The sequence below is a fragment of the Streptomyces sp. NBC_00286 genome (genome assembly GCF_036173125.1).
Taxonomy (GTDB): Bacteria; Actinomycetota; Actinomycetes; order Streptomycetales; family Streptomycetaceae; genus Streptomyces.
In genome coordinates this window covers 7,238,903-7,253,684 of sequence record NZ_CP108054.1, presented here as the reverse complement: position 1 = coordinate 7,253,684, position 14,782 = coordinate 7,238,903, and the positions used below count along the sequence as shown (strand labels likewise).

The following is a 14,782-nucleotide window of genomic DNA, read 5'->3' as shown; positions in this document are numbered from 1 at the left end:
ATCGCCGTCCTCTGGCAACGGTCCTTGCCGCCAACGTCGTTTCAATCACCGGGAGTTGCCTCACCTACATGGGCGTGCCGTGGTTCGTGCTGCAGAGCACGGGCAGTGCCGCCAAGGCCGGCATCGTCGCGTTCTGCACGATGCTGCCCGTAGTCCTCGCTGCTCTTGTCGGTGGTCCGGTCATCGACCGGATCGGGCGGCGGCGGGTGGCCGTCGTCTCGGACCTGGTCTGCGGAGTGGCCGTTGCGGCGATCCCGCTACTGCAGTTCGCCGACGTCCTGCAGTTCTGGATGCTGTGCGCGTTGATGGCGGTCACAGGGCTGTTCCGTGCGCCGGGGGAAACTGCCCGCGGCGTGCTGTTGCCCACGCTCGCCGAACGCGCCCGGATGCCGCTGACCAGGGCTGCCGGGTTGTACGACGGTGCGTCACGCTGTGCGGCGCTGACTGGATCGGCTCTCGGAGGTGTGCTCATCGCCGTACTCGGGGCCGAGAACGTCCTGTTGGTGGATGCCGCGACCTTCGCCGTGTCCGCGCCGCTGTTCGCGTTCGGGGTGCGCGGCCTGCCCGAGGCGCAGGCCCGGCCGCGAGTCGAGCCGATGTCGGTGCGTACCTACCGTCGTGAGCTGGGGCAGGGCTATCGCTTCGTGGCGGCCACGCCGTTGCTGCTGAGCCTGTGCCTCATGACGCTGGTGACCAGGGGCCTCGACCAGGGGTGGAGTGCTGTGCTCCTCCCCGTACATGCCCGTGAGGAGCTGGGTGGTTCCGTCGATCTCGGTCTGCTGGAGGCTTCGTTCGGGATCTGCGCACTCACGGGGGCGCTGGTCTACGGGGCGGTGGGCAGCCGCTTTCGGCGGTGGCCGGTGTTCACGGTCGCCTTTCTCATCGTGGGCCTGCCGCGCTTCGTGGTGGCCGCCTTCACCGACTCTTTCGCGCCGCTGGCAGTGATGATGGCGGTTGAGGGGCTTGCCTGCGGTGTGCTCAACCCCATCATGGCCACCGTGATGTACGAGACGGTGCCGGAGGAACTACGCAGCCGCGTACTCAGCGCGACAACAGCCTCGTTCCAGCTGGTCACTCCGCTGGGCGGGCTGGCTGCGGGCTTCCTCGTGGATTCGGCCGGCCTGTCGTCCGCGCTGCTGGCGGTTGGCGGTGTGTATCTGCTCGCCACGCTGTGTCCGGTGGTCTTCCCGGCCTGGAGGCAGATGGACAGTGCCGGTTCTCCTCACGACAGGCCGGAGGACTCGCTGCCGCGGGGCTCGGGATCGAAGCGGGTGTAGTCCCTAACCGCGCCGCGCGATCAGCGCCGCCACCCCGTCGAGCACGACCTCGAGTCCGAACTCGAAGTCCGCGTCCGGCTCGTCCGTCTGGTCCAGGGCATCGGATTCGAGGACGCGCGTGACGGCCGGGTGGCGTTCGGGGTCGGTAAGAGTGGCGAGGGTGCGCTGGTAGCGGCGCAAGACCTCGTCGGGGGTGTGGCCGCTCGTCGTGTACGCGGCATCCAGGTCGGACATCAGCGTCGCCTCGTTGCGCACGTAGCCGCTGACCAGCATGATCACGCCGAGTTTCGTGCCCTCGTCGAGCCCGGTGCCGTCGAGGGCCGCGAGGCCGTACTCCATCCACGCCACCGACTTCGGGCTCGCGGGCGGCCCGGAGATCGGGATCCGCAGGAGCCACAGGTTCTCGTAGAAGAACGCGCGCTGCGCCCGCGCCCACCGGGTCAGTCCCGCGCGCCACCCGGCCCCGTCGGGCAGCGGTTCGGGGGGCGCGGGCGTGACCGCCTCCTGCATCAGGATGTAGAGCTCGTCCTTGGCGCCGACGTACCGGTAGAGCGACATCGGCGAGACGCCGAGCTCCTTGGCGACACGCCCCATCGACACCGCCCCGATGCCCTCGGTGGACGCCACGCCCACCGCCGCGGCCACGATGCGGTCCAGGCTGAGCCCCGGCTTCGGCCCTTTCGAGGGGCGGGCCCTGAAACCCCAGGCCGTCGCGAGGCTCGCGGGCAGGCCGGTGTCCTCGTCCGCCGCCGCCATCCGCGTCGCCTCCCTCTGCGCACCCGGGACCGTTCCTCGGGCCTCCGGCTTGACGCACATCCTAGTTCTGCGTAACCCTTACACAGTATTGCGTAAGGATTACGCAGTAAGTAGCCATGGAGAGGCGAGGCCATGCCCGACGCACCCGCCATCGAGGCCACCGGCCTCCGCAAGACCTACGGAAGGGTCGAGGTCCTGCGCGGTCTCGACCTGACGGTGCCGCGCGGCACCGTGCATGCCCTGCTCGGTCCGAACGGCGCGGGCAAGACCACCACCGTGCGCATCCTGGCCACGCTCACCGAGGCCGACGCGGGCACCGCCAGGGTCGCCGGGCGCGACCTGCGCACCGAGCGGGCCCGGGCCCGCCGCGCGCTCAGCCTCACCGGCCAGTTCGCGGCGGTCGACGAGATGCAGACCGGCGCGGAGAACCTGCGGATGATGGCCCGGCTCGCCCGCACCCACGGCGGCGCCCGCACCTCCCGCGCCGCCGCACGCACCCGGGCCGCCGAACTCCTCGACCGCTTCGACCTCGCCAACGCCGCCGACCGCCTGGTCAAGACGTACTCGGGAGGCATGCGGCGGCGCCTGGACCTGGCCGCGTCCCTGGTGGGCGAACCCGAAGTGATCTTCCTGGACGAGCCGACGACGGGCCTCGACCCGCGCAGCCGCCAGGAGCTGTGGAGCGTGGTGCGCGAGCTGTCGGCGCGGGGCACGACGGTCTTCCTGACCACCCAGTACCTGGAGGAGGCCGACCGGTTGGCGGACCGTATCGCCGTGATGCACGGCGGCGAGCTGATCGCCGAGGGCACCTCCGAGGAGCTGAAGCGGCGCGTCGCGGGCCACCGCCTCGACGTCGTCCTGACCGACCCGGCCGCCTATCTGCGCCTGGCGTCACAGGCGATGTACAGCGAGCCCGAGACCCGCACCCTGGGCTTCCCCACTGACGGCGGCGCGCCCCAGGTGCGGGCGCTGCTCGACACGTTGGACCCCGACGGCACGGCCATCGAACGGTTCTCGCTGCACACGGCCACCCTCGACGACGTCTTCCTGACCCTCACGAAGCCGACACAGCCCGCACACCAGGAGCCCAGCCATGTCTGACGCACTCATCATGACCGGCCGCTCCGTCCGGCTCAGCCGCCGCAACGTCGACGCCCTGATCACAGCCATGGCGCTCCCGGTGATGTTGCTCCTGATCTTCGTGTACTTCTTCGGCGGAGCCATCAACACCGGTACGAAGTACGTCACTTACGTGGTCCCAGGCGTCCTCCTGCTGTGCGCCGGCTTCGGCTCGGCCAACACCGCCGTGGCCGTCACCGAGGACCTCAAGGGCGGCATCATCGACCGCTTCCGGTCCCTCGACATCGGCGGCACCCCCATCCTGGCGGGCCACGTCCTCGCCTCCACGGCCCGGAACCTGATCGCCACCGCCCTGGTCTTCGCGCTCGCCTTCGCGATCGGCTTCCGCCCCTCGGCCGGCCCGGGCGGCTGGCTCGCCGCCATCGGCCTCTTGGTCGCCTACATCGCGGCGCTCTCCTGGCTGTCCGCCGCGGTGGGCCTGCTCGTCAAGTCCCCGGAGGCAGCCGGGGGTTTCACCTTCTTCGTGAGCTTCCTGCCCTACCCGAGCAGCGCCTTCGTGCGGATCGACGACATGCCGTCGTGGCTCCAGGGCTTCGCCACCCACCAGCCCGTCACCCAGGTCATCGAGGCGGTACGCGGACTGCTGCTCGGGCAGCCGGTGGGCTCGACGGGGTGGGTGGCGCTCGCCTGGTGCACGGGCATCCTCGCCGCCTCGGCGGCCGCTTCGGGAGCGCTGTTCAAGTGGCGTACGGCTTAGGCGTGTTGCCGGGATCGCCGACCTGGCGTCCTCAACGGCAACGGACGATGGCAATGTCCTCGCATATCCGGCGGCTCACAGCCGCCTGCGTACGGTCGAACGGACTCAGTTCAGTGGCGAAGCGACTGGGTTGACTGTCAAAGGACAGACATGTCGTGTCGCAGTGAAGGTTGAGCATTCTTGTCCCGTTTCCATCGATCTGGTCCATGCCTCAAGCGAACGAGTCCGATTCGCTCGATGTCTCAGATGATCGAGTCCCCCAGGCCGTTCGATCGGCGGACATTGCGTCTGAGGACGGACGCGAACCGGTCGTCACACGAGGGAACGCGCGATGCGGAAACCTACATCGTCGACCTGGAAGGTCGGGTGGCTGCGGCGCCGCGCGGAGGCCCGGCAACTCCAGTGCTCATCGAACCAACCACCGCCACGGAGCACCCGGTAGGTGCCGTAGACCTCGGCATCGTAGATGTCCCAGCACCAGTTCCAGACATTGCCGAGCATGTCGTAAAGCCCCCATGAGTTGGGGCGTTTGCCGCCCACGTCGTGGATGCGTTCGTGCGAGTTACCGCGGTACCAGGCGATCTCGTCGAGCTCCCCGTAACATGGCCCGGCCGTACCGGCACGGCAGGCGTGCTCCCATTCGGCTTCGGTCGGCAGCCGATACCCGTCGGCGGACGCGTCCCACTCGATACCTTCGTCGTCGGCGCGGAAGTGGTACGCGGACGTGAACCCGTCGCACTGGGACAGGGAGTTGCAGAACCTCGCCGCATCCCACCAGGAGACGCACTCGACAGGCAGCCGGTCCCCGTGGGCGGTGCTCGACCGCTGACCTGTGATCTGTGCGTACAACGCCTGGGTGACCGGGACTGCCGCGAGCTCGTAGGGCGCAAGCTCAACCGACCAACTGCACTGCGTCCGCCGGTCCGACAGCGTCACCTGCCCCGGCGGGATGGCGATCATCTCGTTCCCCGTAATCACGTCCATGATCAGGAGATCCTAACGAGACCAGCCAGAGCGAAACGGCAGAGGGCGGCGTCGGGCTGGTACGCCACCGATGAGCATGTGGATGCGATGCTCGCCGTCTACGGCAGCAACGCATCCACGGAGCATCTGTCGTTTGAACCGCGTACCCGCGAACAGGTCGCCGAGATCATGTCCCGGTCGATCGACTCCGCCACCGCGACCCCTCGCGCCGAGTACCAACTCGCCGTCACCGAACGGAAAACCGGCGAGCTGATCGGATCCGGCCGCCTGGCCACCGACCCACATCAGCAGCGCGGCGCCACTATGGGCTTCGCTCTGCACCCCGATGCCTGGGGAGTCGGCTACGGGCTCGAGACCGTGCGCCTCCTCCTCGACCTCGGGTTCGAGGATCTGGGCCTTCACCGCATCTGGGGAGCACGTTCCCCGCTCAACGAGGCATAGGCGAAGACCATGGCAGCTGCGGGCATGGTCGAGGAGGGGACCATCCGTGAGCACATCTTCAAAGCTGGCCGATGGCGTGACTCCGTCGTCCACGCGATGCTCGACCGCGAATGGGCCGCTGCCTCCCAAAGGCTCACGCCTTGATGCAGTACCAGCGTGGGGACAGGCAAAGGAGCCCAGGTGTAGGGCGGGTAGCTGTCATGGGAATGTGACAGTGACGGGGTCGAGTGTCACATTTCCGCGATCACCCCCGTACTCCAGAGGCCTTGCCGCGCGGGGCGAGGCGTGAGCGCAGCAGGGGCGCTGGAGCCGTCGGGCAAACCGGCAGCGGCCTGTTCGGATCTCGTTCTACGGTGAGGGCCATGAAGCTGTGGAAGGGGAACTGACCGTGGACATCCTGCTCGTTGGCGGCCTGTGGCTGGACGGATCCGTGTGGGGCCGCGTCGCGTCCGCACTGGAGGCGCTCGGCCATCGCCCGGTGCCGCTCACTCTCCCGGGTCAGGGGGACGGCCTCGTGTCCGCCACGCTCGACGACCAGGTGGCGGCGGTGCTCGCCGCCGTGGACTCGGCGCCCGGCAAGCCCATGGTGGTGGGGCATTCAGCCGCATGCACGCTGGCCTGGCTGGCCGCCGACCGTCGGCCGGAGGGGCTGGCCAAGATCTGCCTCATCGGCGGCTTCCCGTCCGCCGACGGTCAGCCGTACGCCGATTTCTTCGAGGTGAGGGACGGCGTCATGCCCTTCCCGGGCTGGGGCCCTTTCGAGGGGCCGGATGCCGCCGACCTCGACGAGGAGGCCAGGCGAAAGTTCGCGGCTGCCGCGCCCCCCGTGCCCGCAGGCGTCACCAAGGGCGTGGTGCGGCTTACGGACGAGCGGCGGTTCGACGTCCCGGTCGTGGTCGTGTGCCCGGAGTTCACGCCCGCCCAGGCGCAGGAGTGGATCAACGCCGGCGACGCCCCGGAACTCGCCCAGGCACAGCACGTCGACTTCGTCGACATCGACTCGGGCCACTGGCCCATGGTCACCAAGCCCACCGAGCTGGCCCGAATCCTGGCCGAGGCGGCCGACAGGCCCTGATGAGCGGCCCCACGCGACCGCCGCCGCAGGAGCTGAGTCGCATGGCGTGAGCAATTTTCCGCGTCGTGTTCGCGCAGCGCTCGTTTGAGCCCCTGAAGGACATGCTGCCGCTTTGTGTTCACGCTTTTTGCGGGGTAGGGATCATGGGCCCGTGAGGCGTGGCCCTCCCTCACGCCTCCGCACGACGAATCTCTGCCTGTGGACGTACTGGACGTACTAACGGAGCCGGATCACGTTCCAGGACAAGGGCTCCAGGACGGCGTTCAGCGTGCCGTCCTGGAGGGTGGTGCCGTCGACGGGGTGCGGGGTGACGCGGTCCGGGTTGTCGAGGGTGTTGCGGGCGTCGGGGTCGGCGTCCGCGAGGGCCGTGTGCTCGAGCATGGAGGTCAACTCCAGGCCGTTCAGGGCGACTTCGAGCGGTAGCGGCTCGGTACGGCTGCGGTTGACCGCGAACACCGTTACCGAGCCGTCCTCCGCCCGTACCGCCGTGGCGTGGAGCAGGTCCGTTTCGCCGTACTTCTTCGTCTCGTACGTCGGTGAGTCGACCCGTACGTCGAGGACCTGGCCGCGCCCGTACCGGGACGCCTGCGCGAACGGGAAGAACGTCGTCTGGCGCCAGGCCGGGCCACCCGGCTCGGTCATGATCGGGGCGATGACGTTGACGAGCTGGGCGAGGCAGGCCACGGTCACGCGGTCCGCGTGACGGAGCAGCGCGATGAGGAGCGAGCCGAAGACGACGGCGTCGGTGACGCTGTAGTTGTCCTCCAGGAGGCGGGGGGCCTCGGGCCAGTCGTCCTGCTCGAACGTCTTCGCGTGCTCCTCCCACTTGGGCAGGTACCAGACGTTCCACTCGTCGAAGGAGAGGTTGATCCGCTTCTTCGACTTGAGCTTCGCGCCCACGTGGTCGGCGGTCGCGACGACGTTGTCTATGAAGGACTCCATGTCGACGGCGGAGGCGAGGAAGGAGTCGATGTCACCGTCCTCCGGCCAGTAGTAGGCGTGGAGAGAGATGTAGTCGACCAGGTCGTACGTCTCCGCCAGCACCGTCGCCTCCCACTCGGCGAACGTCGGCATGCTCTGGCTGGAGGAGCCGCAGGCGACCAGTTCGACGGTCGGGTCGAGCTGGCGCATCGCGCGGGCCGTCTCGGCGGCTATCCGGCCGTACTCCTCCGCCGTCTTGTGGCCCGTCTGCCAGGGACCGTCCATCTCGTTGCCGAGGCACCAGAGTTTGATGCCGAAGGGGTCCTTGTCGCCGTGGGCTATGCGCTTCTCCGCGAGTGCGGTGCCGGAGGTGTGGTTGGCGTACTCCTGGAGTTCCAGGGTTTCGGCGACGCCTCGGGTGCCGAGGTTGACGGCCATCATGGGCTCGGCCTGGGGGCCTACCTTGCGGAGGAAGGCGATGTACTCGGAGAGGCCGAAGCGGTTGGTCTCGGTCGAGTGCCAGGCGAGGTCGAGGCGGCGGGGGCGGTCCTCGGCGGGGCCCACCGAGTCCTCCCACTTGTAGCCGGATACGAAGTTGCCGCCGGGGTAGCGGATGGCGGTGACGCCGAGTTCGCGGACCAGGTCCAGGACGTCGATGCGGAGGCCTCCGGCGTCGGCCGAGGGGTGGTCGGGCTCGAAGATGCCCGTGTAGACGCAGCGGCCGAGGTGCTCGACGAAGGATCCGAAGAGACGGGGGTTGACCTCGCCGATCTTGAAGGCGGGGTCGAGGGTGAAGCGGGCGGTGTGCATGGTCTCCTCTCGGGGAGGGTTGTCCTTGTTCGCGGGCAGGTGCGGGTGTCGGTGGCTGGTCGCTCCCCACTCTCGGCTGCGCCGCAGTCCCGCGCCCCGGGGCGCCTGCCAGCCCGCGGCTCCATCTGCTGGACAGGGGAAGCCTAGGCGCTCCGCAGGGCGGGGTCGGATTGCGGCTGCCGGTCCGTCGTGGCTGGTCGCGCCCCGCGGCGGAGCCGCAAATGTCACAGCCCCGCGCCCCTACGGGGCGCAAGGTCGGCTGCCAGCCCGCGGCTGCATCTGCTGTACGGGAAAGCGCCCGGCGCTCCGCAGGGCGAGGCTGGATTGCGGCAGCCGGTCCGTCGTGGCTGGTCGCGCCCCGCAGCGGAGCCGCAAATGTCACAGCCCCGCGCCCCTTACGGGGCGCAAGGTCGGCTGCCAGCCCGCGGCTGCATCTGCTGTACGGGAAAGCGCCCGGCGCTCCGCAGGGCGAGGCTGGATTGCGGCAGCCGGTCCGTCGTGGCTGGTCGCGCCCCGCAGCGGAGCCGCAAATGTCACAGCCCCGCGCCCCTACGGGGCGCTACCCGGCGCCCGAGTCGCTATCCCGCGAACGCCGGCTGCGTCAGCCCCTTCCCCGCGCCCGGTACCACCAGTACCGAGCCGGACATCGGGTGCGGGGCCTCCAAGCCCGTACGGGCCGTAGTGATGTACAGGTCCGTCAGGTCCGGGCCTGCGAAGGCGCAAGCCGTGGGGCGGGGGGTGGGGAGCTCGATCACTCGGTCCAGGTCCCCGGAAGGGGTGTAGCGGCGGACTGCGGCGCCGTCCCAGAGGGCTACCCAGATGCAGCCCTCGGCGTCGACGGTTAGGCCGTCGGGGAAGCCTGCGCCGTCCTCGATGGCCGCCAACTGACGCCTGTTGAGCGGGCGTTGGTCGTCGCCGACGTCGAAGACGTCGATGCGGCGCGTCGGTGAGTCGATGTAGTACATCAGGGTGCCGTCGGGGCTCCAGCCCGTGCCGTTGCTGACGGCTACGTCGTCGAGGACGACTTCCACCGTGCCGTCGGCGGTGATGCGGGAGAGGGTGCCGCCGCCCGGCGCCTCGTCGTAGCGCATCGTGCCCGCCCACAGCGAACCGTCGGGGGCGACGGCGGCGTCGTTGGCGCGGCGGCCGGGGACGACCTCTCGGTGCAGCCACCGGAAGCCGTCCGGGCCCTCGGCACCATCGGGGCCATCGGGGCCGATGAGCGCCACGCCGTCGCGGAGGTTGAGTACCAGGCCTCCGCCCACACGCGGCTTCGCGGCGCCCACGTGCTGCTCGGTCGTCAGGACCGTACGGCGGCCGGTGTCCGGCTCGTACGTATGGACCCGGGAGCTGAGGATGTCGACCCAGATCAGCCGCTGGGCTGCGGCGTCCCAGGTCGGGCCCTCGCCCAGGGTGGCGTATTCACGTATGGCCACTTCTACGGTCATGCCACGCTCCGGTGCCCGAGCCGCTCCGACAGTTCCGCGGCGCCCTTCATGGCGAGCTGCTCCAGCTCGCCGCGGCGGTCGTCGCTCCAGCGGATCATCGGTACGGAGATGGAGAGCGCGGCGACAACCTGGCCCGTACGGTCGCGTACGGGCGCGGCCACGCAGCTGACGTCGGGGTTCGACTCGCGGCTCTCCACGGCGACGCCCCGGCGGCGGATCTCGGCGAGGGCCTCGCGCAGAACGGCCGGGTCGGTGATGCTGTTCGGTGTCATCCCGATGAGTTCGGCGTCCTCGGGGACCCGCGAGGTCAGCTCGGAGTCGGGGAGCGAGGCGAGCAGCATCTTGCCCACGGAGGTGCAGTGCGCGGGGAGGCGGCGTCCGGCGGCGGACACCATGCGCACGGCGTGCGTGGAGTCGACCTTGGCGATGTAGATGACGTCGGTGCCCTCCAGGATGGCCACGTGCACCGTCTCGTCGCAGGTCTCCGCGACGGTACGGGCGACCTGCTGGCCCTCGGCGGCGAGGTCCAGTTGCTCGGCGTACCGGCTGCCGAGCTGATACGGGCGCACACCGAGGCGGTAGCGTCCGGGCTGACCCGGTACTTGCACGATGTACTGCCGAGCGGCGAGCGTGGTCACCAGCTCGTGCACGGTGGTGCGCGGCAGCTGGAGCTTGCGCACGATGTCGGGGGCCGAAAGCGTTCCGTCCCCGTCGAGAAAGAGCTCGAGAATGTCGAGAGCCCGGGTCACGGCTGGCACGAGACGTCCCACGACCGGCCCCTCCCTAGTGTTCGATATTTCAACAGACGATCGGCATGACGAACACAGGCTACGCATAGTGGCTTTCGCCAGGCAATATGCAGGCAGTCACGACCGCCTGATCAGGGAAAACGCGGGGGACTGTGCTCCCTGGGCCCAGGGAAGCGCCCCTTTAGGGGCGCGGGACTGTGTCAATGTGCGGCTCCGCCGCGATGGGGATCCCCCCGCTCTGGGGGTCCCCCAGGCCCTTAAGGCACTGGGGGAGAAGTCGAGAGTGGGGGAGCGACAAGCCACGATGCGCCCGCAGCCGACGAGTTAGGCGCAGCCCCCAACGCTTAGTCGCCCCGCGACAAAAGCCCCGGGCGCAGCCCACCACCGAGCACAAGCTCACCGCCGAGCCCGAGGATCCCCCAGCTCCCCCCGAAGCCGCTGCGCCCGCAACACAAGCTCCAGCTCAAACCGCCGATCCGGGTCATCGATCTCGTCCCCCCACAACTCCCGAATCTGCCGAAGGCGATACCGCACGGTCTGCGGATGCACCCCCAACCGAGCCGCCACCTCCGGCGCCCCGCCCCGCGTCTCCAGCCACGCCAGTAGCGTCTCCGCCAGCCGACGCCCATGGGTGGGCCCGCAATGGCCGAGCGGCGCCAGGGACCGCCGCGCCAGGTCGTCGATCAGTTCCTCGGGCTGGAGGAGGACCAGGGCCTCGGTGTGTTCCGTGCAGTAGAGGACGTCCCCGGAGGGGAGCAGCCCGCGCTCCATCAGCCGTACCGCCGCCTCAGCCCAGCGCAGCGACTTCGCCGCGTCGGCCAGTGGGACCGGCGGGCCGATCGCGCCCGCCCAGCCGGTCATCGCGCGTCGGAGCAGTTCGGGGCGCCCGGCGGCGTCCGGGTCGGGAACGACCATGCGGGGCTGTTCGCACTCCATGTCCAGCAGTACGCCCTGCCCGACGGCGGGGGCGACGGCCTCCCGGGCGGGCCGCAGCAGTACACCCACCGAGACCTTGCCGGGAATCGGCCAGCCGATGCGCGCGGCCCGTTCGACAAACGCCTCGGTCGGGTCGCCCCGGTGGTGTTCGGTGAGCAGCAGTTCCATGAGCCCGCGCTGGAGGCGGAGCCGTTCGCCGGCCTGCCGGGCGGCGGCCTCGGCGTAGCCGCGTACGGACTGGTCGACGAGGCCGTCCAGGTACTCGTAGCCGGCGTCGACGAGCTCGTACATCGCGGGCGGCGGGATCTCCACGCGCTGCCCGATCTCGGCGAAACGGCGCCAGGCGAGGCGTACTCCCATGCGGTAGATCGCCTGGAGCGAGTCGAGACTGCGGCCGTTGAGGCCCTCGCCGCGGCCGAACTCCTGGAAGACCTCGGGGTGGACGCGCGGGCGGCCCTCGGCGGCCTCCAGGTGCTGGATGAAGACCTCGATGGCCCGGCGGATGCCGATCAGCGCCATGGGTTCGCCGGAGTCGTCGAGGACGACGGGCAGGTGGGGGTACTCGCGGCGGATCTCCCGAAGGATCTCCTCGGCGAGGTCGGGCGCCTCGGCCAAGGCGATGGCCGCGAACTGCCGGACCTTGAGGCGTGGTACGTCACGCCATGCCGAGCGCACGGTGACGGTTCCGGTGGTTGCCGGGGTGCGGAGCGCCATGGTCAGCGCTCCTGGCCGGCCGTCTCATACGTGATCAGGGGGGTGTTGGGCTGCTCTGGAGTCGCGTTCAGCAGCGCGACGATGCCGACGGCGGCGCCGACGGCGAGTACGGCGGCGGCGGTGACCGTCAGCAGGGCGGCAAGAAGTCTGGGCACGAAAGTTCAGCCCTCTCAGTCGAAAGGTGGTCCCACCGGGTTGAATGGCGGTCCCACCCCGGCCAACCGCAGCAGAAATCTGTGCGGCTGCCTGCCCATTCAATCGCCCCAGCCGGCCCCTTCCGGCAGGGGACAGTCTCGACAATGCATTGACACTTCGTCAAGGGTGCGCCTACGGTTCCCGCCCCATACCGCTTGTGCACCCTCCCACCACTGTGTCCGCACATCTCTGTGCCTGGTCACCACAAGCCCTCTGGAGTGCCCGGATGCGCCGCACTGCCTCACCGTTGTCGCTGGTCCTGCTGGGTTTGGGCGTGTTTTTGCTCGTCCTGGCCCCCCTGCTCGCCTGGTATGTCGAGCCACGTGCTAAGCAGAACCCGATCGACATCGATTCCAAGACCATACTCACCGGCACGGGAAGCTATTTCGACACGGACGAGATCGAAACCGTTCACAACAAAAAGATCACGATCACCCGGCAGGTCCGCGGCGATGTCGCCGACAGCGAGAAGAGCGGACGGGCGATCTGGGACGTGTCCACGACCCTCGACACCGAGAAGTCGCTGCCGGCGGCCGACCCGCACGACGCGCTGCTCTGGACGACGGAGCGCTGGGTGACCAACCGGAAGACGAACGCCCCGGTCCACTGCTGCCAGGAAAAGCCGTACATCGAGGGCGAGGCGTATCTGAAGTTCCCCTTCGACGTGCAGAAGCGCGATTACCGCTGGTGGGACAGCACCCTGGGCTCGACGATCACCTTGAACTACCAGGGCAAGAAGAAGATTCAGGGCTACGAGGGCATGCGGTTCACCGCGAAGGTGGCGCCCGCCAAGAACGGCACCCGGATGGTGCCGGGCACCCTCGTGGACCAGCCCGAGCGCAGCCAGGTGCTCGCCGAGGAGTGGTACGCCAACCACGGCGTCGAGCTGGTCGTCGACGAGGCCACGGGCCGGATCCTCTACGCCGCGACCGGGATCCGTCAGACGCTGCGGGCGCCGGGTTCCGACGAGGATGCGGCGGTTCTGCTGGACGCCAAGCGCCTCGCCTTCACCACGGACACACAGAAGGAGCAAGTGAAACTCGCCAAGGCCGACAGTCGCCAACTGCGCCTGGTGGGGCAGACGTTGCCCATCGGGGCGGCAGGAGCGGGCGCACTGCTCGCACTTGTGGGGGTCATTTTGGTGGTGCGCGGGCGTCCAAATCCTGAAACGTCCGAGTCGTCCCAGCAGTCGCTCACAATGTGATGAGACGTCAGCGGAATAAAGCCCCGAATTTGTCACCTGGGTGAGTAGCAGCATCGAACCACTGGGCGAAAACTATCCACCCCCACCCAAGCACAGCCTGCCCACACCATCGCCACAGTCGGTCCCACAACCACCACACATCCGCCCCGCGTGACCTTGTCGGAAACCCCGCACCCGCCGAATCCCCCACGCTGGTTCCGCACCCCGAGACGAGTTGGAGCACACATGCCCCAGCACGTGCCTTCGTCGCTGCGCGCTGCTTTCCCCCGCACCGCGCAGCGACCGCCGGCGCGCTCCCCACAGCCGCGCCGGATCGTCTTCCTCGCCCGCCGTGATTTCGGCAACGCGGCGGCGGGCGGCTCCGAACTCCTCGTCGACAAGCTCGCCGAGGGCCTGACCCAGCTCGGCCACCAGGTCACCCTGCTGTGCGGGGGACCGGCCGCGTACCGCGACTACCGAGTCGTGTCGGCCGGGGGCGACCTCGGCCACTATCTGAAGGTCCGTTCCGCTTTCCAGCGCCAGGTCGGCGACTGCGATCTGCTGGTCGAGGTCTGCAACGGGATGCCATACCTGGCGCCGTTGTGGCATCGCGGCCCGACCCTGTGCCTGGTCAACCACGTCCACACCGATCTGTGGAAGATGCGGTTCGGTGGTCCGCTGGCGCCCGCCGCCCGGCTCGGGCGAAGACTCGAGCACTGGGCGCTCGCGGGTGCCCAGCGCAACAATCTGCTGGTCGCCGTCTCCCCGTCGACGGCACACGCGCTGCGCGACATCGGCGTCGAGCGTGAGCGCATACGGGTCGTCCACAACGGCGTCGAGGAGCCGGGCCCGCGGGCTGAGCGCTCCCCGGAGCCGCTGTTCCTCGCGATGGGACGGCTCGTCGAGTACAAGCGCATCGATCTGCTGCTGCGGCTGTGGGAGCGGGTCCGCCCGGTCACCGGCGGCCGTCTGGTGATCGTCGGCGATGGTCCCGAGCGGCAGCGTCTGGAGCAACTCGCGGGCTCTGGCGTGGAGTTCAGAGGCCATGTCTCCGAAGCCGAGAAGCACGAGCTGCTCTGCGCCTCCTGGATGCTGCTGCACCCCTCCGCCGTCGAAGGCTGGGGTCTGGTGGTGACCGAGGCCGCCGCCCGGGAGACTCCGGCCATCGCCTTCGACGTACCCGGTCTGCGGGACTCCATCGTGGACGGCGAGACCGGTCTGCTGGCCCGCGGCGAGTCGTCGTTCGCGGCGGCCTGGTGCACCCTCGCCCTGTCCGCCGAGCGCCGCACCCTGATGGGCAAGGCGGCGCGGGAGCGTGCCGCCCAGTACCGCTGGCACCAGACGGTCCGACAGTTCCGCGCGGTCGCGGCAGAGGCGGTGAGGAGCTACCAGCCATGAGCACTTCCACGGGTTCCGGCAGAGGCACGGGCAAAGGCAGACGTACGGGCAGGGGTAC

At 69.4% G+C, this 14,782-nt stretch carries 14 protein-coding genes; 7 read left to right on the top strand and 7 right to left on the bottom strand.

Features of this window, described 5'->3' with window-relative positions:
• The first annotated feature begins 68 nt into the window (after nt 1–68).
• The gene (locus OHT21_RS32920; RefSeq protein ID WP_443050462.1) at nt 69–1,277 is read left to right on the top strand and encodes an MFS transporter; all 1,209 of its coding nucleotides are present in this window, start codon (nt 69–71) and stop codon (nt 1,275–1,277) included.
• A 3-nt stretch (nt 1,278–1,280) separates the two neighbouring features.
• Here OHT21_RS32920 and OHT21_RS32915 read toward each other — a convergent pair whose 3' ends face one another.
• Nucleotides 1,281–2,033, bottom strand: a complete 753-nt coding sequence (locus OHT21_RS32915; protein WP_328771898.1) for a TetR/AcrR family transcriptional regulator — start codon at nt 2,031–2,033, stop codon at nt 1,281–1,283.
• A 132-nt stretch (nt 2,034–2,165) separates the two neighbouring features.
• On the opposite strand from OHT21_RS32915, the gene OHT21_RS32910 reads away from it, so the two are divergent.
• Together OHT21_RS32910 and OHT21_RS32905 are read left to right on the top strand one after the other, a co-directional pair.
• On the top strand, nt 2,166–3,134 hold the full coding sequence (locus OHT21_RS32910) for an ABC transporter ATP-binding protein (RefSeq protein WP_328771897.1): 969 nt from the start codon (nt 2,166–2,168) through the stop codon (nt 3,132–3,134).
• The gene (locus OHT21_RS32905; RefSeq protein ID WP_328771896.1) at nt 3,127–3,870 is read left to right on the top strand and encodes an ABC transporter permease; all 744 of its coding nucleotides are present in this window, start codon (nt 3,127–3,129) and stop codon (nt 3,868–3,870) included. The genes OHT21_RS32910 and OHT21_RS32905 overlap by 8 nt, the downstream gene beginning before the upstream one ends.
• Nucleotides 3,871–4,182: 312 nt before the next feature.
• Here the strand turns inward: OHT21_RS32905 and OHT21_RS32900 are convergent, their stop codons facing one another.
• A complete protein-coding gene (locus tag OHT21_RS32900; protein WP_328771895.1) occupies nt 4,183–4,854 on the bottom strand; it encodes a formylglycine-generating enzyme family protein in 672 nt (223 codons plus the stop codon).
• Between the two features lie 78 nt (nt 4,855–4,932).
• Between OHT21_RS32900 and OHT21_RS32895 the strand changes: the two genes are divergently transcribed.
• Nucleotides 4,933–5,295, top strand: coding sequence for a GNAT family N-acetyltransferase (locus OHT21_RS32895; protein ID WP_328771894.1), 363 nt, complete (start codon nt 4,933–4,935; stop codon nt 5,293–5,295).
• 388 nt (nt 5,296–5,683) lie between these two features.
• On the top strand, nt 5,684–6,370 hold the full coding sequence (locus OHT21_RS32890; RefSeq protein WP_328771893.1) for an alpha/beta fold hydrolase: 687 nt from the start codon (nt 5,684–5,686) through the stop codon (nt 6,368–6,370).
• Between the two features lie 216 nt (nt 6,371–6,586).
• Here the strand turns inward: OHT21_RS32890 and arfA are convergent, their stop codons facing one another.
• The 5 genes from arfA to OHT21_RS32865 all read right to left on the bottom strand — a co-directional run bounded on the left by arfA (nt 6,587) and on the right by OHT21_RS32865 (nt 12,103).
• Nucleotides 6,587–8,101 (bottom strand): arabinosylfuranosidase ArfA, encoded by a 1,515-nt coding sequence (arfA, locus tag OHT21_RS32885; protein ID WP_328771892.1) that lies wholly within the window; start codon nt 8,099–8,101, stop codon nt 6,587–6,589.
• Between the two features lie 578 nt (nt 8,102–8,679).
• Nucleotides 8,680–9,549 (bottom strand): SMP-30/gluconolactonase/LRE family protein, encoded by an 870-nt coding sequence (locus tag OHT21_RS32880; protein ID WP_328771891.1) that lies wholly within the window; start codon nt 9,547–9,549, stop codon nt 8,680–8,682.
• Entirely contained in the window at nt 9,546–10,319 is a 774-nt protein-coding gene (locus OHT21_RS32875) for an IclR family transcriptional regulator (protein WP_328771890.1), read from the bottom strand. Before OHT21_RS32875 ends, OHT21_RS32880 begins: the two co-directional genes overlap by 4 nt.
• Before the next feature lie 375 nt (nt 10,320–10,694).
• On the bottom strand, nt 10,695–11,948 hold the full coding sequence (locus OHT21_RS32870) for a PucR family transcriptional regulator (RefSeq protein ID WP_328771889.1): 1,254 nt from the start codon (nt 11,946–11,948) through the stop codon (nt 10,695–10,697).
• A 2-nt stretch (nt 11,949–11,950) separates the two neighbouring features.
• Nucleotides 11,951–12,103, bottom strand: a complete 153-nt coding sequence (locus OHT21_RS32865) for a hypothetical protein (RefSeq protein WP_165341586.1) — start codon at nt 12,101–12,103, stop codon at nt 11,951–11,953.
• A gap of 266 nt (nt 12,104–12,369) precedes the next feature.
• On the opposite strand from OHT21_RS32865, the gene OHT21_RS32860 reads away from it, so the two are divergent.
• Both OHT21_RS32860 and OHT21_RS32855 read left to right on the top strand, forming a co-directional pair.
• Nucleotides 12,370–13,347, top strand: coding sequence for a DUF3068 domain-containing protein (locus tag OHT21_RS32860; protein ID WP_328771888.1), 978 nt, complete (start codon nt 12,370–12,372; stop codon nt 13,345–13,347).
• A 225-nt stretch (nt 13,348–13,572) separates the two neighbouring features.
• Entirely contained in the window at nt 13,573–14,724 is a 1,152-nt protein-coding gene (locus OHT21_RS32855) for a glycosyltransferase family 4 protein (protein ID WP_328771887.1), read from the top strand.
• Nucleotides 14,725–14,782: the final 58 nt, after the last annotated feature.